Genomic DNA, 21,195 nt, shown 5'->3' on the forward strand with positions numbered 1-21,195 from the left:
ATGCCGATACGCGACCGAATCCAGGATATACGACCATGAGTGCCACCACCCCCCCTGATCGCGCCCGTCTTTTTGCCCTGCTGGGCAGGCTGGCCCCGCTGATTTTTCTGCTGGCGCTGGTGATCATCTTCGCCAGCCTGCAGCCGCGTTTTCTGATGCCGCTGAACCTGTTCAATATCCTGCGCCAGGTCTCGATCTATGGCATTATCGCGGTGGGGATGACCTTCGTGATCCTGATCCGGGGCATCGACCTGTCGGTCGGGGCGCTGGTTGCAATGTCGGGGCTTTGCGCGGCGGTGATCGCCAGGGGCGGCATCGAGGGGCGGCTGGTGCTCAGCGCTGATGGCAGCGGCTTTTCCTGGCAGCTGGCGGCGCTGGCGGCCATTCTGGCGGGCAGCGCCGCCGGGCTTTTGCAGGGCATGGCGGTGGCCTGGCTTTCAGTGCCGGCCTTTGTCGTCACCCTGGGCGGCATGACGGTGTTTCGTGGCCTTGCCCTCAGCATCGGCAATGGCGGGCCGATTTCCGGCTTTGACGAGGCTTTCGGCTGGTGGGGGCGCGGTATGATTGGCCCGGTCCCGGTTCCGGTGCTGATTTTCGCCGCCGTGGCCGCCATTGCCTGGGTGGTGCTGACCCAGACCCGCTTTGGCCGCGCGGTCTATGCGGTGGGTTCAAACCCCGAGGCCGCCCGGCTTTCCGGCATCAATGTCAGCGGTGTCACCATCGCGGTTTACGGGCTGATCGGCTTTTGCTCTGGCCTTGGCGGCTTTGTGCTGGCCTCGCGGCTGAACTCGGCCGAGGCGGTGGCGGGCACCGGATATGAGCTGACCGCCATCGCGGCGGTGGTGATCGGCGGCACCAGCCTGCAAGGCGGCACCGGCGGCGTCGGCGGCACGGTGATCGGGGCGCTGCTGACGGGTGTTTTGCTCAATGGCCTCGTCATTCTGAACGTCTCGCCCTACACCCAGCAGGTTCTTGTTGGGCTGATCATCGTGGCCGCCGTGGCCTTTGACCATTTCATCAAGAGGCAAAGCCGATGAGCCGTGACATCCTGCTGACCGACATCCTGCTGACCGGCACCCCCGTCACCGAAACCGCCAGCCGTGTTTTGCGGGCAGGCGCGCTGGAGGCCACGCTTGATTCAGGCGCCCTGCGCTGGATCCGCTGGAACGGGGTCGAGGTGCTGCGCGGCGTCCTTTTCCTGCTGCGCACCCCGGGCTGGGGCACGCCCTTTCCCAAAGTAAGCGGGCTTTCGGTTGACAGCCGGGCAGATGGTTTTACCGTCAGCTACCTCGCGCATTACGGGGCGCCGGGGGCCGGCGTCCAGGTCGCCATCCGCCTGAGCGGCGCGTCTATGGGGAAAGGCGGCGGCCAGATCCGGGCCGAGGCCCATATCACTGCTGAGGCCCCGTTTGAAACCAATCGCACCGGATTTGTGATCCTGCATCCCCTGGATGGGTTTGCGGGCACAGAGGTGCGGGTGGATCATGCCTCTGGTTCAACCCGCGATCTGGTGATCCCGGCACAGATTTCGCCCGGCCAGCCGGTGATGGATATCCGCGCCATCACCCATCATCCCGCGCCCGGCCTGCATGTCGAGACCCGGTTTGAGGGCGATATCTTCGAGATGGAGGATCATCGCAACTGGTCTGATGCCTCGTTCAAGACCTATAGCCGCCCGATCGCTCTGCCTTTCCCCTATCTGTTGCAGCCCGCCCAGCCCCTTTTTCAGGCCGTGACGGTTGCCCTGACCGATGATGGTCACGGGGGCGCGGTGGGGTCTGCGGTTGCGGTGCCAGAGATCGCGGGCCAGCGCCTGCCTGATTATGCCCTGCCGCTGGATCGGCTGGCCGATGCCGGGGCGGCGCTGCAAAGCAAGGCCATCGCCGCGCTGAAACCGGGCTGGTTTCTTTTGCGCTATGACACCGCGAACGAGGCCAGCGATCCCGATTTTGCCCCGATGGCCCGGCTTTTGTCGCAAACGGGGGCGCGGCTGGAAGTCCAGGCCATTCTGGACGCGGCCTCTGATGCGGCAGGGGCGGCGCAGCTTGCCGCTTTGGCCGCGCATCTGGCCCGCGCCGGGATCACGCCCGCGCGGATCAGCGCTTTTGCAAAGATCGACGAGCAAAGTTTTCAGCCCGGTCAGCCCCGTCCGCCCCATCCCGCCGAGGCCGCTCTGGCGCAAAGCCTTGCGCAGCACTTCCCCCAGGCCGCACATATCGGCGGCTCGCCCGCCTTTTTCACCGAGTTCAACCGCAAACGCCCCGATCCGGCGCTGTGGCGGGGGCTGAGCTTTGCAACGACTCCGGTGGTTCACGCCGCCGATGACGCCTCGGTGATGGAGACGCTGCAGGCGTTGCCGCATATCCTGACCTCGGCCACCGCCCTGGCGGCCGGGCTGCCGCTGTTGATCGGGCCGACCGGGATCGGGGCGCGGATCAACCCCTATGGCACGGGGCCGGTGCAAAATGCGCCCGAGGCGCGTGAGGGCATGGCCGCGCGTGATCCGCGTCAGCGCGGGCTTTATGCCGCCGCCTGGACGGTGGGCTATCTGGTGCGGATCGCGCCCTTTGCGCCGCTGCGCTTTGCCTTTGGCGGCGCGACAGGGCCTTTCGGTCTGGTCTCAGAGGGCACCGATTACCCGCGCCCCTGGTGGGAAGATCAGCCTGACGGCACGCCCTATCCGCTTTGGCATATCGCCCATGTGCTGGCCCTGGCGGCGGGCGGCAGTCTGGTGCAGGCCGAAACCAGGGCGGGCATCGCGTATCTGTCATGGCGCAAGGACGGTCGCAGGCATCTGTTGGCGGCCAATCTGACTGCCGGGCCCCAGCCTTTGTCACAGCCTTTGTCACAGTCGCTGTTTCAGTCTGCGCCTGCATCTGCCCCAGGCACGGGCTGGCTGCTTGATGCCGATCACATCACGGCACCTGTCCCCATTCATGCACGGCCTGCGACGCTTGATGCCTGGGCGGTGATCTTTCAAAGCGAAGAGGAGGGCGCAGCATGAGCCAACCGCTGAAAGGGCTTTTCATCGGCGCGGGGTTTTTCTCGCGCAACCATCTTCACGCCTGGGCCGAGGTCAGGGGCGCAGAGATCACCGCCATCTGCGACCGCGATCCCGCCCGCGCCGAGGCTGCGGCGAAGGAATTCGGCATCGGTGAATGGCATACCGACGCTGCGGTCCTGCATTCCGGGCGGTTCGATTTCGTTGATATCTGCACCACGATGGAAACCCACGAAGAGCTGGTCGCCCTGGCCGTGGCGGCGCGGGTTCCGGTGATCGTGCAAAAGCCCTTCGCCCCCGATATCGCCACCTGCCTGCGCATCGAGGCGGGTGCCCGCGCCGCCGGGGTTCCGGTTATGCTGCATGAGAATTTCCGCTTCCAGAAGATCTTCCGCCGCTTGCGCGAGATCCTTGATGCGGGCGAGATCGGCGAGGTCACCTTCGGGCGGCTGAACTGGCGCAATGACATCGACGTCTATACGAACCAGCCCTACCTTTTGAAAACCGAGCGTTTCATGATCATGGATGTCGGCATCCATATGCTTGATCTGGCGCGGTTTTTGCTGGGCGATGCCCATGCCGTCAGTTGCTTCAACCAATCCGTCAAAGAGGGGCTGGCGGGCGAGGATGCGGCCACGCTGATGCTGCGCCACGACAATCGCGCGGTCTCGGTGGTCGATATCAGCTATGCGACGCATAAGACCCCGAACACCTTCCCCCAGACCCTGGGCGAGATTGAGGGGCGCCTTGGCACGGTGCAGATCCTCGACGGCCAGGTGCTGCGCATCCATAGCCCCGCAGGGCTGCGCGATGAGGTGATTGCCCCCGATCAGCGCAGCTGGACCTCGGCCCCCTGGACGCAGATCCAGGATTCAGTGCCACGCACCCAGCAGCATTTCATCGACGCGCTCAGGGCGGGAACCGCCTTTGAGACCTCGGCCCGGGACAGCCTGCAGACCTATGCCCTGGCCGAGGCCGCCTATCGCTCTGCCGCCTCTGGTGCGGTGGTGAAAACCGCTGATCTGCTGAAGGATATCTGAGATGCACGCGCAAACGCTGCGCCCCGTCGGGCGGACCGATCTGCAAATCCCGATCCTGGGCCTTGGCACCTGCCCGCTTGGCGGCGTCTATGTCGCAATCGACGAGGCCCAGGCCCGCGCCACCTACAGCGCCGCCTGGGAGGGCGGGATCCGCTTTTACGACACCGCGCCCTGGTATGGGCTGGGCCAGGCCGAACACCGCACGGGCCGGGCGCTTTATGATCTGCCGCGTGACAGCTTTACCCTGACCACCAAGGTCGGCCGGGTGCTGCGGGCCCCCCGCGACCGGGCCACCTTTGTGCCCCCCGCCTGGAAAGGCCCGCTTTCCTTCGAGGCGCATCATGTTTTCACCTATGATGCGGTGATGCGCTCTTATGAAGACAGCCTGCAGCGCCTGGGGATCAACAGGGTCGATGCGCTTTATATCCATGATCTCGACAGCGGCTATTTCCGCACCCCCGAGGCGCTGGATGCCAAACTGCGCGAGCTGGATCAGGGCGGCGGCTATCGCGCCCTTGCAGAGCTGAAAAGCGCGGGCGAGATCAGCGCCATCGGTGCCGGGATCAATGAGCGCGGCATGATCCGCCGTTTCCTGGAGGCAACCGATCTGGATCTTTTCCTTGTCGCCTCGCGCTATACGCTGCTTGAGCATGGCATCTATGCCGATGAGATCGCGCTGGCGGGGCAACGCGGGGCCTCGGTCGTTGTCGGTGGGGCGTTCAATTCCGGCATTCTGGCCACCGGCATCACCGGGGACGCGAAATATGAATATGGCGCCGCACCGCCAGAGGTGATCGCCAGGGTGCAGCATCTGACACGGGTGGCGCAGTCGCATGGCGTGGCGCTGGCCGCGGCGGCGTTGCAGTTCCCGCTGGCCGCGCCTGAGGTCTGCGCAGTGGTTTTCGGCGCGGTCACGCCAGAAGAGGTGCGGGCGAATATCGCCCATTTCGCGGCGGATATCCCCGCAGCCTTCTGGTCGGATCTGCGCAGCGAAGGCCTGATCGACCCGGCGGTTCCCCTGCCCTGAGATCGGGGAAAACCGGGTGGCCGCTTTCCTGCGGCCCCCATCAATGGCCCGGATCATGGGGGGATTTCAGCCCGCCTCTGCACTTCCCGAATAGGGGGCAAAGCGGGCCCCGGTCGTGCTGGTGCCAGGGGCGCGCCCTACCATCGGAAACGCCCGTTGCGGACAGTTCGGGCGCTCGCAGATCTTGCATCCCGGGCCGATCCTTGTGGCCATATCCGGGTTTTTCAGATCCATCCCTTTGGCATAGACCAGCCGCTCTGCATGCGCGAGGTCGCAGCCAAGCGCGACCGCGAAGGTCTTGACCGGGGCACCAAAGCCGCCCTGACCACTTGTGACCATCCGCGCGATCCACAGATAGCTGCGCCCATCGGGCATCTGCGCCACCTGGCGGATGATCTCGCCGGGGCGGGCAAAGGCCTCGTAGATGTTCCAAAGCGGGCAAGAGCCACCGATGCGCGAGAAATGGAAATCCGTCGCCGATTGCCGTTTCGAGATATTGCCGGCCCGATCGACCCGGATGAAGAAGAATGGCACCCCCCGCGCGTCTGGCCGCTGCAGCGTCGAGAGGCGGTGGCAGGTGGTCTCAAACCCCACGCCAAAGCGGCGGGCGATCAGGTCTATGTCATACCGCGTGGCCTCGGCGGTGGCGAGGAAGGCGCGATAGGGCAGGATCAGGGCCCCGGCAAAGTAGTTTGCCAGCCCGATCCGCAGCAGGCTGCGGGCGTCGGGCCCAAGCGCCGGGTCATCGGACAGGCGGGCGATGGTCTCGCCCTGCTCCAGAAAGGCCAGCTGCGTTGCGATCTGAAAGGCGATCTGGCCCGGGTTGAGATGGGCGGCAAGCGCCAGGATGCGCCCGGCCGGATCATAATGGCGCAGCATATCGCCCGTGCTTTGCGCGATGCGGATCCCGTGCCGCCCGGCCAGCCTGTCGGTCAGCCCGGCCGCCATCCGGCCCAGGGGCAGGCTGTCGCCGATGGCCTCGGCTGCCATATCCAGTTCGGGCACATGGTTGCGCCGCGTATAGAACCAGTCGCGGACCGCCTCAAAGGCCGCCGGGGAATGGCCGGGGCCGCCGGTGATCTGCCCCGCGAAAAGATCAGCCCGTTCGGTGGTTTCGCGCAGCCGGGCCTGCATCGCAACGATTGAGCGCGCGACCTCGGGCATATTGGCGGCCAGTTCGCGGACCTCGGCCAGCGAGATCCCCGCCCCCTGATCGGCAAGCGCTGCACGCAGATCGGTGATCAGCCGCGCCTCGCCCTCATCCGAGAAAAGCTGCACATCAAGGCCAAAGGCCGCGTTCAGCTTCAAAAGCACCGGCACGGTCAGGGGGCGCGCATTCTGCTCGATCTGGTTCAGATAGCTGGGACTGATCTCCAGCGCGCGGGCCAGCGCGGCCTGGGTCAGGCCGCGTTCTTCACGCAGGCGCCGCAAGCGGACACCGAGATAGGTCTTGCTCATATTCGCAACCTTCGCAATTGGCAGGCTATTCGTTCGCAAATCATCGCATTTTCAGTAGTTTATCGGTGAATGTCCGGTGTGGAAAGATGCCTTTGCCAATCTTGTAAAGGCCCGCCATGACGCCCGAGTCTGAAATCCGCATGATCGAGATGATCTTTCCCGAGCAGGCGAACCATTACGGGACGCTGTTTGGCGGCAATGCGCTGGCGCTGATGGCGAAGGCGGCCTTCGTCGCCGCCAGCCGCCACGCGGGGGCCGCCGTCGTCATGGCGCGGTCCGAGCGGGTGGATTTCACCACGCCGATCAAAGTGGGCGAGATGCTTGAACTGGTGGCCCGCGTCAGCCGCACCGGGCGATCCTCGATGACGGTCGAGGTGAAGGGCTCCGCCCGCTCGATCGGCGGTGCCCGCGAACGCTGTGCGCTTTCGGGCGCTTTCGAGATGGTCGCGGTCGATGGGGGCGGTCGCCCCCGGCCCGTTGGACCGGACGTTTCATGAAAAGGGAAAAGACATGATCACCCACGACCTGCGGACCTGGAAATCCGCCGAACATCTGCCGCGCGAGGATCAGCTGGCCTGGAAGATCGCCGAGGTGGCCGCCGATCCGGTCGCGGTGCTGCCGGAAGTGACCGAGATGATCATCAACCGGATCATCGACAATGCCGCCGTGGCGGCGGCTTCGGTCGCGCGGCGCCCTGTGGCCTCGGCACGGGCGCAGGCGCTGGCCCATCCGATGCGGCCCGGCGCCACGGTTTTCGGCCTGGCCAATGACCGTGTCAGCCCGGAATGGGCCGCCTGGGCCAATGGCGCGGCGGTGCGTGAGCTGGATTTCCACGACACTTTCCTTGCCGCCGATTACTCGCATCCGGGCGACAATATCCCGCCGATCCTGGCGGTGGCGCAGCATACCGGCAAATCCGGTGTCGATCTGATCCGGGGGCTGGCCACGGGCTATGAGATCCAGGTGAACCTTGTGCGCGGCATCTGCCTGCATGAGCATAAGATCGACCATATCGCCCATCTGGGGCCATCGGCTGCCGCCGGGATCGGCACGCTGCTGAACCTGCCCACCGAGGTGATCTATCAGGCGGTGCAGCAGGCGCTGCATGTCACCACCACCACCCGCCAAAGCCGCAAGGGAGAGATTTCCAGCTGGAAGGCCTTTGCCCCCGGTTTTGCCGGGAAAATGGCGATCGAGGCGGTTGACCGGGTGATGCGTGGCGAAGGGGCCCCCAGCCCGGCCTGGGAAGGCGAGGACGGCTTTATCGCCTGGCTGCTCTCTGGTCCGAACGCCCGCTACCAGGTGCCGCTGCCCGGTCCGGGCGAGGCCAAGCGGGCCATCCTTGGCACCTATACCAAAGAGCATTCGGCGGAATACCAAAGCCAGGCGCTGATCGACCTTGCCCGCCGCATGAGGCCGCAGATCGGTGATCTGAGCCAGGTCGAGAGCATTGTCATCCACACCAGCCATCACACCCATTACGTGATCGGCACCGGCGCGAATGACCCGCAAAAGATGGACCCGAAGGCCAGCCGCGAAACGCTGGATCACTCGATCATGTATATCTTTGCGGTCGCGCTGGAGGACGGCGGCTGGCACCATGAGACGTCCTATGCGCCAGCGCGGGCCAGTCGCCCCGGAACCGTGGCGCTTTGGCATAAGATCAGCACCCTCGAAGACCCCGAGTGGACGCGGCGCTATCATGCGCAGGATCCGAAGGTGAAAGCCTTTGGCGGTCGGGTCGAGGTCAGGCTGAAGAACGGCACGGTGATCACCGATGAGCTGGCGCTGGCCGATGCGCATCCCGACGGTGCTCGTCCGTTTGGCCGCGAGAATTACGTCAAAAAATTCCTGACCCTCTCGGATGGCATCATCGCAACTGCGGAGCAGACCCGCTTCCTGCAGGCGGCAGAGGCGCTGGCCACGCTGAAGGCGGGCGATCTGGCGGCGCTGAACTTTGCGGTCGGCGCGGATCGCCTGGGCGCCCCCCGCCCGAGCGGCATTTTCGACTGGGCATAAGGAGGCAAGGATGAGCGGCACAGTTCTTAAACCCAAGAAATCCGTGGCTCTTTCCGGTGTGGTGGCCGGGAATACCGCCCTTTGTTCTGTGGGGCAGTCGGGCAATGATCTGCATTATCGCGGCTATGACATCCTCGATCTGGCCGAGGCCTGCACCTTTGAAGAGGTCGCGCATCTGCTGGTGCATGGCAGCCTGCCGACCGCGCCGGAGCTGCGGGCCTATAAGGCGAAGCTGAAGGCGCTGCGGGGCCTGCCGAAAGCTGTCTTAGAGACGCTTGAGGCGATCCCCGCCGCCGCCCATCCGATGGATGTGCTGCGCTCGGGCGTCTCGGCGCTTGGCTGTGTGCTGCCCGAGGCGCATGACCACAACATCCCCGGTGCGCGGGATATTATCGACCGGCTGTTGGCTGTTCAGGGCTCGATGCTGCTTTACTGGCATCACTTTGCGCAAAACGGCCGCCGGATCGAGGTCGTGTCTGACGATGACACCATCGCGGGACACTTCCTGCACCTTTTGCACGGGATCGCGCCCAGCGAGGTCGAGATCAGGGCGATGCAGACCACGCTGAACCTCTATGCCGAGCATGAGTTCAACGCCTCGACCTTCACGGCCCGCACCATCGCGGGGACTGGCTCGGATGTCTATTCCGCCATCGCGGGCGCCATCGGTGCCCTGCGCGGGCCAAAACATGGCGGGGCCAATGAAGCCGCGTTTGAAATCCAGAAGCGCTACGCCGACCCTGATGAGGCCGAAGCCGATATCCGTGCCCGGATGGCGGCACGCGAGGTCATCATCGGTTTTGGCCATCCGGTCTATACCATCGCCGATCCGCGCAATGTGGTGATCAAACGGGTGGCGAAACAGCTGTCTGATGCGGCGGGCAGCCCGAAAATGTTCGACATCGCCGAACGGATCGAGGCGGTGATGATGGAGGAAAAACGGATGTTCCCGAACCTCGACTGGTATTCCGCCGTTTCCTATCACCTGCTGGGCGTGCCGACCGCGATGTTCACGCCGATTTTTGTCATCTCGCGCACCTCTGGCTGGGGGGCGCATGTGGTGGAACAGCGTCAGGACAACAGGATCATCCGCCCCTCGGCGCATTACACCGGCCCGGATAACCGCGCCTTCACCCCTATTGAAAAGCGCGGTCTGCTGGCGCCGCCTAAACCAAATCAGCAGGCGGAGGCCTGATCCATGCCCTATCTTATCGCAGACGACCTGCCGCTGGCCCCGGCGGGACAACGCTTCCGTGCGGCTCTTTCGCGCCCTGGCATTCTGCGCCTGCCTGGTGCCCATAACGGCCAGGCCGCGCTGCAGGCCAGGGCTGCGGGGTTTGATGCGCTTTACCTGTCGGGGGCTGCGATGACGGCCAGCATGGGCCTGCCCGACCTTGGCATCATCACCGTCGATGAGGTCGCCTTCTTCATCCGCCAGATCGCGCGGGCATCGGGGCTGCCGCTGCTGGTTGATGGCGATACCGGCTATGGCGAGGCGCTGAATGTCATGCATATGGTTCGCACCTTCGAAGAGGCCGGAGCGGGGGCCGTGCATCTGGAAGACCAGCTTTTGCCCAAGAAATGCGGCCATCTGAACGACAAAAAGCTGGCCTCGCCGCAGGATATGGCGGCCAGGGTTGCCGCGGCCGCCCGCGCACGCCGCGATATGGTGATCATCGCCCGCACCGATGCGGCAGCCTCCGAAGGGATCGAAGGGGCGGTTGCCCGCGCGAAACTCTATGTCGAGGCCGGGGCCGATGCGATTTTCCCCGAGGCGCTGACATCCGTTGAGATGTTCAAAGAGGTCCGCGCTGCGCTGCCGGGCGTCAGGCTGCTGGCCAATATGACCGAGTTCGGCCGGACGCCCGCGCTGACCGCGCAGGAGTTTCAGGATCTCGGCTATGATATGGTGATCTGGCCGGTCTCTTCGCTCAGGGTTGCCAATAAGGCGCAGGCGAAGCTTTACGCCACGCTGGCGCGTGACGGCGCGACCACCGCCATGATCCCCGAAATGCAGACCCGGACCGAGCTTTACGACACCATTGGCCTGAACGCGTTTGAGGCACTGGATACAAGTATCGCTCTTTCTGTCGCACCCTGATCTGCCCTTCGGCACGACGAACCAGGGCAGGGGTTTGACCGATGCCGGGGCTGCGGCCTTCTATGGCCAGACGCCGAAAGAGGTCGTCTGGCACATCTTATGCCGCAGCCCCCGCGGGGCGGAACCGCTTCGGGGTCGCGCGACCCGTGTCAAACGCCCCGTGCCAAAAGTCCCATGCGAAACGCTCCGTGCCAAATGCCCCGACGCGCTGCTTTCAGGTGCTGCCAAGCGCGAAGAGGCCGCGCAGCCAGGCCGGGGCGGTTCCCGCTGCCAGTGTCTGTAAATCGCCGCCCGCCACCACAAGGCCAGATCCCAGCGGCGGTGCAGCCAGGGCGGGGATCTCCAGCCCCGCCTTTGCCTCGGCCAGCAGATGCCGGTTCAGCCGGGCGGCGGCTTCGGGGGTGTCAAAGCCCTGTACCGGATGCAGGATCCGGGCATGCAGCCCCATTTGCAGCACCTGGTTCAAAAGCCCCGGGCGTTTGTCGAAAACCGCAAGCTCCATCAGCTGATCGAACCGCGCCGGGCCTTCGCCCAGTCGGTCAAGCAGCGGGCGGAAAATGGCGGGATCGCCCTCAATCGTGCCGATGCGGGTGGGGAAGGCCAGCGCCTTTGAGGCTGCGTCCAGTTTCGGGGCAGCGGGCAGCAGGCCCCACCACATATCGGCCAGCGCCCGCATATGATCCTGCGGGGCCAGCGCCGCAGCGGGGCGTTGCCACAGATCATAGCGCGCCGCCTGATTGCGCACGAGATCCTTCAGCGTCTCGGTCAGGATCAGGTCATCCGCGCTGGCGGCAATCGCGGATTTCAGCCCCTCGGGCAGGGAGATCGCGTCGATATTCTCCATGGGCGTGGCGCTGCCGACGAATTCCAGGCCGTGGCGTGTGGCATAGTCGGCCAGGCTGGCAAAGGGCAGAGGATCGAAGGCCGGGCTGAGATATTCCTGCGCCACATAGCCCGCCGGCTCGCGCAGAAGATTGTCCAGCGTTTGGGACGCATGGGGATGCAGCTGGAAAAAACCGGCCCCCCCGTCGCGCAGCTGGCGCAGCAGGGCAAGGCCGTCCGCCACCGGATCCGCGCGTCCGGCCAGGGTCTGGAACAGCTGGCGGAAAGGGCGGAAGGCCTCGCCGCCAGGGGCGCTCATATACTGGGTCTGTGCCACGCCGCCCGCTGCCAGATGCGTGCCGATGAAGGCGAAAAGCGCCTCGCGGGCCGGGGGCTCGACCCAGGACAGCATGCCGTGGTTCAGGATGATGCCGAAGTCCTGGTCGGGCAGGGCGGCACTGTCGCGGATGTCGGCACAGATAAAGTCGATGTTCTGCAGATCAGCGGCCCGGGCCCTGTGGCGCGCCTGCGCGATTGCAGCCCCCGACAGGTCGATGCCGATGAACTGCCGCCCCGGATTGGCGGCGGCGAGAAGGCAAAGCCCGAAACCCTGGCCGCAGCCGATCTCGCAGATGGCGCTGTCGGGGGCGGGGCCTGGGCGGCCAAGCGCGGCCAGCACCGAGGCCAGCCAGAGTGGGCTTTGCTCGGGGTGGAAGAAGGCAGGGTAGTCGTAGGACGTGGCCACGGGCGCTCTCCGGGTTCGGGCGGGTTCGGGCGGATTCACCGCCCGGAGCCTTTGCGCCGGACGGTGAGATCGGGTCTGATCTACACTCAGAACGTGGTGTTCAGCGAGATGTAGAACTGGCGGCCCGGCTCGTTATAGCTGTTTGCGTCACCGCTGCGGCCGGTGCGGAACAGTTTTTTGTCGAACAGGTTGTCGATGCCGCCATTCAGGGTGACGGTATCGTTGATCTGCCAGTTCGCATTCAGCCCGAAAAGCGTATAGGCCTCGCGGACATCGGGATAGGCATAGGCCGCCCCGTTCGAGGTGTTGAAGGTTGGCGCTTCGATCTTGCCGTAATGGGTGGCAGACAGCGTGACCGTCAGATCATCATTGGCATACCAGTCCAGCGAGGCGTTGATCGTATATTCCGGGATCAGGCTGAGCGGCTGGCCGGTCTGCTTTTCCTTCGACTCGATCATATAGGTCGCATTGGCGTTGAAGAAGAAGCTCTCGCCCAGCGGGGTTGCGAAATTGCCCTCAAGACCCTCGACCAGCGCTTTGGGGGTGTTTTCCCAGACCAGAACCGCAGGACGCACGCCCGGTGCCGTGATCGGGAAGCGGCTTTGCGCGATCCGGTTCTTATAGTCGTTGCGGAACCAGGTCAGGCTGCCGGTCAGGCCGCTGTCATTGGTATAGGCAAAGCCGATCTCTTTGTTGATCGAATATTCGGCCTGCAGATCGGGGTTGCCGACCACATAGCAGGGGCCGGGGATCCGAACGCCGGTTGCGGGATCGATCGGGCAGCCATTGCCCATCGTGTTCCAGTAGTAGGTCGGGTTCAGCTGATAAAGGTTCGGCGCTTTGAAGGCCCGGCCGATCCCCACTTTCATCTGCCATTCATCGGTGAAATCATAGGTCGCATTCAGGCTGGGCGAGAAGCCGCCGCCGAAATTCGAGTTGTAATCATAGCGAACCGCAGGCGTCAGCGTCAGCTTTTCCGTCCAGTAGAGATTGCTTTCCGCATAAAGGCTGTAGGTCTTTTGCGACAGCTGATCGGTCAGGTTGTTGGGGTCAACATTGGGCAGGCTGCCATCGCCAGGCCGACCGAAGTTCCGCGGGTCGCTCAGCTTTTCATAGCGGAATTCGGCCCCCAGTGTCAGGCTTTGGTCGCGCCCGTAAACGGCGAAGGGCAGCACCCATTCGGATTTCAGATTGATGCTGTCCAGCTCGTTTGTGTATTTTTCGGTGCTGCTGGGCTGACCCGTGCCCGCGCCCGCCTGGCCCACGGGAACTGTCGCGTTCCGGGTTCTTTCCCATTGCAGATAGCTGAAGGATTTCCCGAAATCATATTCGCCCTCATGGGTGATGGCGAGGTTGCGGCGGTGGATGACGCGGCTTTCGGTGTTCAGCAGTTGCTCTGGCACAGAGCCGGGCGTCGAGACGCCTGCGTTCGAGTTCTCGGCCTCGCCGGTATAGATCGTGCTCTGGCGCGAGAAGGCGAGATCAAAGTCGATCTTATGGCCATCGACCGGGGTCCAGGACAAAAGCACGCCCAGATCCTTGTTGATCGTGCCAGAGCGGCCAGCCGGGTTCGTGGCGCGGTCGTTCGGGTCGATCTCAGAGGTGTTGATATCGGGGTCGTCGGGCTCGGTCTTGTTGTAGTTGCCGTTCAGCCGCAGCACGAAATTCTCACCGATGGGCGTCGCATACATGAAGTTCGCGCGCTGGCCCGAGCCTTCTTTGTTCGACTGCGGGATATTGTAGTTCAGATTGATGGCGCCGGTGGCCTCGGTCGGCTTTTTGGTGATGATATTGACCACACCACCCGAAGCGCCCGATCCATAGCGGGCGGCGGCCGGGCCACGGATGACCTCGATCCGCTCGACCAGCTCGGCGGGCACCCAGTTGCTGTCGCCTTTGGTGTCACGCTCGCCCGAGCGGCCCATCATGGCCGAGCTGCGCGAGTTCACCGGCTTGCCGTCGATCAGGATCAGGGTGTTTTCCGGCCCCATGCCGCGAATGTCGATCTGGCGGTTGTTGCCATAAGCGCCGCTTGCGGTGGTGCCGGTCAGGTTGACGCCCGGCTGCTTGCGGATGATCTGGGCGATGTCATTGACGATCGGCTGTTTGGCGATGTCCTCGGCCGAGATATTCGACACGCCAAGCGCCTGTTTGATCTGATCCTCGGCCGAAAGAATTATCGTGCCGAGTGCGACGGATTCGGCCTGCTCGGTCGTATCGTCTTCAGTTGTCTGTGCCTGAGCTGCAAAAGAAAGGAATCCGGCGGCGAGCAACAGCCCGAGTGCGGACCCTGAAGTGAGTGCTGATCTGGATTGCGCCATGACAGTCCCCAATGTTTGGTTTGGGTTTCTGGCTGGCCCGGCGCTCGCTTCTGCGGCTCATCAATCACTGTCCATTCTGGGCGGCGATGGAAATTGTGTCGCAAATTGTCGCAAAGCCGGACATCACGGGCGCGTGACCGGGAAGTTCTCTGGACTGTGGCGGCAGGATCACTATTCAGACATCAGCCCAATCAGAGCCTTCGGGATTTCTGGTTCGCCATCCCCTTAAATTCAGTCGCCAATGCCTCTTTGCTGGCCGAATGGTCATGATGCCCGCCCGGGGAACAGCCCCCGATTCCGGTCAGTGACGATATGCGGGGGCATCTGGCGCTGGTCCGCCCGAATTGGCCCGCCCGAACTGCCCCGTCTGAACTGGCCCCTCTGCGCCGGCCTGATACCGAAACGAAGGATCTGCCTATGACAACCGCCAATCGCCGCACGATATTGTTGGGTGCAGCCCTCGCATGGCTTATGCCTGCCGCGCTTGTCGCCCAGCAGGCCCCCCCCGCACGCGGTGCCAAAGTCCCGGAATACCGGATCTTCGACGCGCCGCCCGCCAGCCATAGCCTGTCGCGCTTTGATCTGGATATTGACGGGCGTGGCTATCGCACCTTTCTGGCCATCCCGACGGCAGAGGCCCCGGCAAGCGGCTGGCCCTCAATCTGGATGCTGGACGGGAATTCCGTCTTTGACCGCCTGACCCCCGCCCTGCTGGAGCAGCACCCCGGCCTTGCGGTGGTGGCGATTGGCTATCCGGTCGATATGACGATCGACTCGCTCTCGCGCTCGCTTGACTATACGCCGGTGCGGCTGGAATCCGCAGATCCGGCTGCGGCCCCCTCGCGTGAGACCGCGCGCCCCACAGGTGGCGCCGAGGCTTTTCGCAGCCGCCTGACCGGGCCGATCCGTGAGGCGGTTTCCACCCGCGCTGCATTGGATCCGGCCCGTCGCACGCTTTGGGGGCATTCCTATGGCGGGCTCTTTACCCTGAATACGCTTCTGGCCGAGCCTGACAGTTTCGCGGCCTGGGCCCCTGTCAGCGCCTCGACCGGGTTTGGCGGCGGCGTGCTGCGGGCGATGGCAGATCACGCGCCCCATGGCCGCCATCATGCGCCGGTTCTGATCATGCTGGGCGACAGCGAGCATCGCCGCGGCACCGATGCCCCGACCGAACCGCGCCCCAATCCCGGCACGATGGAGCTGGCCGGGATCCTGAAAGCCCGCGACGATCTCAGCGTCAGCGTCACCGTGTTTGAAGGGCTTGGGCATGGCCAGACCTTTGTCGAATCCTTTGGCCCGGCCTTTGCCCTGGCCGAAAGCCTGCCGCCCGGCTGACAAAGGGCGGGTGATCTGGGGGAGAAGACAGCTTTTCCCCCATTTGCAGCGCCGGAAAACACCGGCGCCACCGTAGAAGCTGCATCCGGTCTTCTTTTGCCGGCTGCACAAATGGCATCTGAAAACACACGCAGCCACTCTCCTCAGCCGGCGTGATGAGGAGAAGATATGAAAACACATCTTACCGCGATTGCCCGCCTCGTGCTGGCCTGTCTCGTGCTTGGCTGCCTCAGCCCGGGGCTGGCGCAGGCCGGGCCGAAAGACGAGATCTCATCCAGCCTTCGTGCCGATGTCACCCATCAGGGCCAGAACGCGCTGATCGAGGTGACCAGCCAGGCGGGCTGGGTCTGCTCGGGCCGGGCAAAAATCCCCGAGCAGAGCAAGAAATCCGGCGGCAAAAGCGCGGGGAAGTCCGGGGGCAAATCTGGCTCGGGCAAAGCCGCGTCGCTGCGCCTGAAATGCAGCGATGGCAGCACCGCCCGCGCCGAGGTCAAACGCGATGCCGACCGCAGGGAATGGAGCATCGCCTTTCGCCACAAAGAACATGGCCGCGCCGATCTGCGTGCCCGTGAGAACTGAGACTGAAAAGGCCTGAAGGAGTTACACATGGCTTTCAAAACGATCCGTCTGACGCTTGCCGCCTCGGTTGCGGCGCTGGCAATCAGCGCGGCTGCGGCCCATGCCGATACCGTATTCACGCCGACGGCTGATTTCGCCGGTCGCGTCAGCGCGGCCTCGGCCGAGCGCGGCGCCCCGGTTCTGAAGGGCAGCAAAGCGGTGATCTCGGGCCAGGATCTGGTGCCGGGGCAGGAAATCACCCTGATGCGCGGCCCGAACGTGCTGAACGCAGAGGGCCCGATTGTGGTCGATGCCGAGGGCAAGTTCAGCTTTGAGATCGCGGTCGATGCCGATGCGGCAGTTGGCCAGCAGCCGATCCTGGTCATCGCCGAAAAGCCCGCAGGCGCGCAGATCGTCACGCTGAAGATCTCGCCCGATGTGCCGCTGTCGGGGGCTGAGAAATTCGACATCGTCAATGGTCCGGTCACCCGGGGTCTGTATCAGGTGGCCTATAGCAAGGCGAATAATGCGGTCTTTGTGACCTCGGCCGTGGGCCGGCCGCCGGTTGCGCAATCGGCGCTGACCAAACTGGATGCCGATACGCTGAATGCGCTGGCGCAGATCACCCCAGAGGCGGCCCCGGCGCGTGAGGATGGCTCGGATGGTGGCGTTTTCGCGGCCTATGGCGTTGGTGTTGATGATGCCAATGGCAATGTCTGGGTCACCAATACCCGCCAGAACACCATCTCGGTCTATAAGCAGGATGATCTGTCGCTGGTGAAGCAGTTCGAGCCGGGCACCGTCAACCATGCCCGCGACGTGGTGATCGACCAGGTGAACGGGCGCGCCTATGCCTCGGCCACCCGCACCGGCAATATCGAGGTCTTTGACACCGCCACGCTGGAAAAGCTGGAGCCGATCGTGGTGACCTCGGCGCAGCGCGGCGGCGAATGGTCGGCGATGGCGCTGGATATCGACCCGACCGGCTCCAGGCTGATCAACGTCTCGATGAGCACCAATGAGGCGGCGGTCATCGATCTGAAAACCCATGAGACGAAAGTGATCGCGCTGCCGGGGGCGAAAGCTGCCTCGGGCGTGGCCTATGACGCGAAGGACGGGCTGATTTTTGTGGGCTCGCAGGGCAGCGACAATCTGCTGATCGTCAGCGCCGAAAGCGGCGAGGTGCTGCATGACGTTCCCGTTGGCGCACAGCCGCTGAACGTGACCTTCGAGCCGGTTTCGCGCCTGGCCTATGTTGCCAATCGCGGTGCGGGCACGATCACGGTGGTCAATACCAGCGGTGAGATCGTTGCAAACCTGGATGCGGGCAATATGCCGAACCAGCTGCGTGCCGATGGTGAGGGCAATGTCTGGGCGGTCAACAAAGCCCGCGGCGAAGATGACCCGACCGGCGACAATATCTGGCGCATCCGCCTGAAAGCGGAATAAGCGCCGCCAGGCGCATCCGGCGTTTTGCCGGGTTCTGCGCGACAGGATGCAGCGCCGCCCCCTTTCCCTGGGGCGGCGCTGTTTTCACATCATAAGGGTGCCAGCTCCGGCGTGCTGACAGGGGCTTGCGCAGGATCATCGCCCGCCTGGGTGAAAGCGGATGACTGCCCCGCCAGCGCATCAAGCAGCGCGGCATCCTCGCCGATCCCCGCATTCGGGGTGGTCAGCAGCGTATCGCCATAGAAGATAGAGTTGGCCCCGGCGATCAGGCACAGGATCTGCGCCTCGCGGTTCAGGCTGGACCGTCCCGCCGAAAGCCGCACCATCGAGGCGGGCAGCACGATGCGCGCGGTCGCCACCATCCGCACCATCTCCAGCGGATCAATCCGGTCCCGATGGCTAAGCGGCGTGCCCGCGACCGGAACCAGCGCATTGATCGGAAAGCTTTCGGGATGGGGCGTCATGGCCGCCACCACCTGCAGCATCGAGGCGCGGTCCCTGATCGTTTCCCCCATGCCGATGATGCCGCCGCAGCACAGCTCTATGCCAAAGGCGCGCACTGTCGCCAGCGTATCAAGGCGGTCTGCATAGGTGCGGGTGGTGATGATCTGGTCGTAGAACTCGGGGCTGGTGTCGAGGTTGTGGTTATAGGCGGTCAGCCCGGCCTCGGCCAGGCGCTGCGCCTGATGGGGTTTCAGCATGCCGAGCGTAACGCAGGCCTCCATCTCCAGGGCGCGAACGCCCTCAATCATGCGCAGTACCGCGTCGAATTCCTGCCCGTCGCGCACTTGCCGCCAGGCGGCGCCCATGCAAAAGCGTTCGGCCCCGGCGGCTTTGGCGGTCGCGGCCATGGCGATCACCTTATCGGGGTCCATCAGGCGCTCACGCGACAGTTTTACCTCTTTATGATGGGCGGATTGCGGGCAATAGGCGCAGTTTTCCGGGCAGCCCCCGGTCTTGATCGACAGAAGGCTGGCTTTTTGCAGCCGGTTCGGATCGTGAAAGGCACTGTGGACTGCATTGGCCTTGCTGACCAGCTCCAGCAGCGGCAGTTCCAGCAGGTCGGTGATTTCGGCAATGCTCCAGTCATGCCGCAGCCTGGGCGTTCCCATCAAATCCGCCCCCGCAGTCGGGTGATAAGCGCAGGGATCAATGCGGCCCCCATCGCCACCAGCGCGATTTTCGCCAGATCGCCGATCACAAAGGGCAGCACCCCGACCGCCAGGATCTGGTTGGCCGGAAGCAGCGTGGCAAGCCAGGCCGCCCCCGCCGCATAGACCACAACCAGCCCCAGCCCCATCGCGCCAAACCGGCCCAAAGTGCCGCGCCCCCGGGCCAGATAACCTGTCAGTCCTGCGGCCAGAAGATAGCCCAGCAGATAGCCGCCGGTTGGGCCCACCATATAGGCAAGGCCGATGCCGCGCTCGGGCGAGCCCGAGAACACCGGCACCCCCATCGCCCCGGCTGCCAGATAGGCCGAGACGATTGCCACGGCCATGCGGGGCCCAAGTGCCACCGCGAAGCCCATCACCGCCAGGGTGTGCAGCGTCATTGGCACTGGCCAGAACGGCACCTGTGTCCGGGCCGCCAGCGTCATAAGCGCAACGCCCATGATCACCACAAGGATATTGGGTATAGCCCGAGCGGCGCGAGTGCTTTGATAGGTTTGCAGGATCAAGGCTGCCTCCATATTATAGATAATATGACGAATCCGTCCCGGCATTGATGGTGCAGGGCGGAAAATTGGCAACCTTCAATCAAATATTATAGATTATCTGCTGGTGACTGGCCCGCGCGGCTCTTGTTGCCAAGGGTGGCCCCTTTCGGCCCGCTCCACTGAACATGCCGGGCGAGGACCGCACAGGCGCTGATGATATCGCCGCCGCGCAGGGCTGAAAGGATCGCGCGGTGGTCGCGATCGGTCGGCGCCTCCCATTCCGCGCGCCAGCCCGAGAAGAGAAAGCGGGCGCTGGCCGCGTGAAGATCGTCGATGCTGCGCATCAGCCGTGGCATCGCGCAGGGTTCAAGAAGGATGCGATGAAAGGCCCGGTTGGTTTCTTCCCATGCCCATACATCTTTGGCATGGTCGCCTGCTTTCATGGCCTCTTCGGCGCGATCAAGGATGGCAGGGGTCAGGCGGGATGCGGCATTGCGCAGGGCAAGGGTTTCCAGTGCAGCGCGCATGCCGGCGACCTCGCGGACCTCGGCCTTGCTGAAGCCTGCCACGCGCACCCCCTTGCGCGGCTCGCTGATCGCAAGGCCCTGTGCCTCCAGCCTGCGAAAGGCCTCGCGCACGGGCACATGACTGGCCCCGAATTCGGTGGCGATATGGTCTTGCCGCAGCCGCTCGCCCGGTCCGATGGTTCCAGAGATGATCCGGTTGGCAAGTTCGCGGCTGATCTGTTCGGCGAGTGTGTTCTTTGGGGTGCTCATAACTATAGATAATATGCGCGCCTCTGGCTGTCTATCTTGCCTGACAGGCGCAGCGCGGCTGATGGGCCGGAAGCCAGGGGGCGCTGCCTTGCTTCGCCCGACAGCAAAGCGCTTCAGGGCGAGCAGGGCCGCCCTGGGGTCTGAAGTCGCTCTATATATAAGCAGATGATGCAGCCTGCCGCTCAGTCAAAAGCGGCCTGCCCGCAGGGTGTTCTGACGCCTGCCGCAGATCCTGCGGCGTGATCGTGTCTGTCCTGACTATAATGCCAAACAGGCGCAGGGCTGGCAGGGCAGGTCTTATGTCCCGGCAGTGAAGCGGCTGCACCTGGCTATAAGGTAGCGCTTCTATTCTTAAGGAGCGCACTTTCATGGCGGTGCGGGCGGCAGCCTGCTGCCCAGACGACAGGCCGACGCGGTGTTGCGCCCGGATCTTCAGCGAGGCTGGGTCATGGAGCAGGTTGTCCTGTATATATAATGGGGCGCCAGCGGGGAGGTTCTGCTCCTGTCGGATTGTGCCCGGCATCGCCCGGGCCTTTTGCCTTGGCAATCTCCATGCGCTTCGCGTGTCATCGCGCCTGGCAGAGTGCAGTGAAGATGAGGGGATACGCCGCGATTCTGGCTCTGGTCGTCCGAATCTGGGCGCTTCTCCTGGCGCTTTGGGGGCGAATCTTTGGGAATCGGCTGTTTGATTCTGATGCGGATGGGGTTGATTTGCCGAAGTTATCCCCATTTTGGGTTCTGTCCTGGGGATAAGTCTGATTTTGGATTGAGCATGTGTTTGCGTGGCGGCCTTATTTTATTGGCGTCTGACAAAAAAACGTCATGAAGTTCATTTTTTCCCTTGCGGGTTCTGTCTGCGGGGCCTAGATACCGCCTCACCGAAACG

At 64.0% G+C, this 21,195-nt stretch carries 17 protein-coding genes; 11 read left to right on the forward strand and 6 right to left on the reverse strand.

Annotated elements, in window-relative coordinates; genetic code table 11:
* Window positions 1-35 precede the first annotated feature (35 nt).
* From HOY34_RS16720 to HOY34_RS16735, 4 genes are read left to right on the forward strand one after another with little or no spacing between them, the layout of a single operon-like run.
* A complete protein-coding gene (locus HOY34_RS16720; RefSeq protein ID WP_172364922.1) occupies window positions 36-1,037 on the forward strand; it encodes an ABC transporter permease in 1,002 nt (333 codons plus the stop codon).
* Window positions 1,034-3,004, forward strand: a complete 1,971-nt coding sequence (locus tag HOY34_RS16725; RefSeq protein ID WP_172364924.1) for a D-apionate lactonase family protein — start codon at window positions 1,034-1,036, stop codon at window positions 3,002-3,004. Before HOY34_RS16720 ends, HOY34_RS16725 begins: the two co-directional genes overlap by 4 nt.
* Entirely contained in the window at window positions 3,001-4,041 is a 1,041-nt protein-coding gene (locus HOY34_RS16730; RefSeq protein ID WP_172364926.1) for a Gfo/Idh/MocA family protein, read from the forward strand. Before HOY34_RS16725 ends, HOY34_RS16730 begins: the two co-directional genes overlap by 4 nt.
* Before the next feature lies 1 nt (window position 4,042).
* Window positions 4,043-5,068 carry an aldo/keto reductase gene (locus HOY34_RS16735; protein WP_172364928.1) on the forward strand — a complete coding sequence of 342 codons (1,026 nt, stop codon included), beginning with the start codon at window positions 4,043-4,045 and terminating at the stop codon, window positions 5,066-5,068.
* 66 nt (window positions 5,069-5,134) lie between these two features.
* Here HOY34_RS16735 and HOY34_RS16740 read toward each other — a convergent pair whose 3' ends face one another.
* Window positions 5,135-6,526 carry a short-chain fatty acyl-CoA regulator family protein gene (locus HOY34_RS16740; RefSeq protein ID WP_172364930.1) on the reverse strand — a complete coding sequence of 464 codons (1,392 nt, stop codon included), beginning with the start codon at window positions 6,524-6,526 and terminating at the stop codon, window positions 5,135-5,137.
* A gap of 116 nt (window positions 6,527-6,642) precedes the next feature.
* On the opposite strand from HOY34_RS16740, the gene HOY34_RS16745 reads away from it, so the two are divergent.
* Genes HOY34_RS16745 through prpB form a run of 4 tightly spaced genes read left to right on the forward strand, consistent with a single transcriptional unit; the run spans window position 6,643 to window position 10,646 of the window.
* On the forward strand, window positions 6,643-7,023 hold the full coding sequence (locus HOY34_RS16745) for an acyl-CoA thioesterase (RefSeq protein ID WP_172364931.1): 381 nt from the start codon (window positions 6,643-6,645) through the stop codon (window positions 7,021-7,023).
* A 13-nt stretch (window positions 7,024-7,036) separates the two neighbouring features.
* Complete coding sequence (locus HOY34_RS16750) at window positions 7,037-8,545, forward strand: MmgE/PrpD family protein (RefSeq protein WP_172364933.1); 1,509 nt, start codon at window positions 7,037-7,039, stop codon at window positions 8,543-8,545.
* A 10-nt stretch (window positions 8,546-8,555) separates the two neighbouring features.
* The gene (gene prpC / locus HOY34_RS16755) at window positions 8,556-9,740 is read left to right on the forward strand and encodes a bifunctional 2-methylcitrate synthase/citrate synthase (protein ID WP_172364935.1); all 1,185 of its coding nucleotides are present in this window, start codon (window positions 8,556-8,558) and stop codon (window positions 9,738-9,740) included.
* 3 nt (window positions 9,741-9,743) lie between these two features.
* A complete protein-coding gene (gene prpB, locus HOY34_RS16760) occupies window positions 9,744-10,646 on the forward strand; it encodes a methylisocitrate lyase (protein WP_172364937.1) in 903 nt (300 codons plus the stop codon).
* Window positions 10,647-10,860: 214 nt separating this feature from the next.
* On the opposite strand, the gene HOY34_RS16765 is transcribed toward prpB, so the two are convergent.
* Together HOY34_RS16765 and HOY34_RS16770 are read right to left on the reverse strand one after the other, a co-directional pair.
* A complete protein-coding gene (locus HOY34_RS16765) occupies window positions 10,861-12,213 on the reverse strand; it encodes a class I SAM-dependent methyltransferase (RefSeq protein WP_172364939.1) in 1,353 nt (450 codons plus the stop codon).
* Between the two features lie 86 nt (window positions 12,214-12,299).
* Window positions 12,300-14,534, reverse strand: a complete 2,235-nt coding sequence (locus HOY34_RS16770) for a FepA family TonB-dependent siderophore receptor (protein WP_172364941.1) — start codon at window positions 14,532-14,534, stop codon at window positions 12,300-12,302.
* Between the two features lie 417 nt (window positions 14,535-14,951).
* Here HOY34_RS16770 and HOY34_RS16775 point away from each other — a divergent pair, with 417 nt between their 5' ends.
* The 3 genes from HOY34_RS16775 to HOY34_RS16785 all read left to right on the forward strand — a co-directional run bounded on the left by HOY34_RS16775 (window position 14,952) and on the right by HOY34_RS16785 (window position 17,876).
* Window positions 14,952-15,869 carry an alpha/beta hydrolase gene (locus HOY34_RS16775; RefSeq protein ID WP_172364943.1) on the forward strand — a complete coding sequence of 306 codons (918 nt, stop codon included), beginning with the start codon at window positions 14,952-14,954 and terminating at the stop codon, window positions 15,867-15,869.
* 168 nt (window positions 15,870-16,037) lie between these two features.
* Window positions 16,038-16,448 (forward strand): hypothetical protein, encoded by a 411-nt coding sequence (locus HOY34_RS16780; protein ID WP_172364945.1) that lies wholly within the window; start codon window positions 16,038-16,040, stop codon window positions 16,446-16,448.
* A 27-nt stretch (window positions 16,449-16,475) separates the two neighbouring features.
* Window positions 16,476-17,876 carry a YncE family protein gene (locus HOY34_RS16785; RefSeq protein WP_172364947.1) on the forward strand — a complete coding sequence of 467 codons (1,401 nt, stop codon included), beginning with the start codon at window positions 16,476-16,478 and terminating at the stop codon, window positions 17,874-17,876.
* An 89-nt stretch (window positions 17,877-17,965) separates the two neighbouring features.
* On the opposite strand, the gene bioB is transcribed toward HOY34_RS16785, so the two are convergent.
* From bioB to HOY34_RS16800, 3 genes are all read right to left on the reverse strand, one after another.
* A complete protein-coding gene (gene bioB, locus HOY34_RS16790) occupies window positions 17,966-18,988 on the reverse strand; it encodes a biotin synthase BioB (RefSeq protein ID WP_172364948.1) in 1,023 nt (340 codons plus the stop codon).
* Window positions 18,988-19,554, reverse strand: coding sequence for a biotin transporter BioY (locus HOY34_RS16795; protein WP_253944515.1), 567 nt, complete (start codon window positions 19,552-19,554; stop codon window positions 18,988-18,990). Before HOY34_RS16795 ends, bioB begins: the two co-directional genes overlap by 1 nt.
* An 86-nt stretch (window positions 19,555-19,640) precedes the next feature.
* Window positions 19,641-20,309, reverse strand: a complete 669-nt coding sequence (locus HOY34_RS16800; protein WP_172364952.1) for a GntR family transcriptional regulator — start codon at window positions 20,307-20,309, stop codon at window positions 19,641-19,643.
* Window positions 20,310-21,195: the final 886 nt, after the last annotated feature.

This window comes from Pseudogemmobacter hezensis (assembly GCF_013155295.1).
Taxonomy (GTDB): domain Bacteria; phylum Pseudomonadota; class Alphaproteobacteria; order Rhodobacterales; family Rhodobacteraceae; genus Pseudogemmobacter; species Pseudogemmobacter hezensis.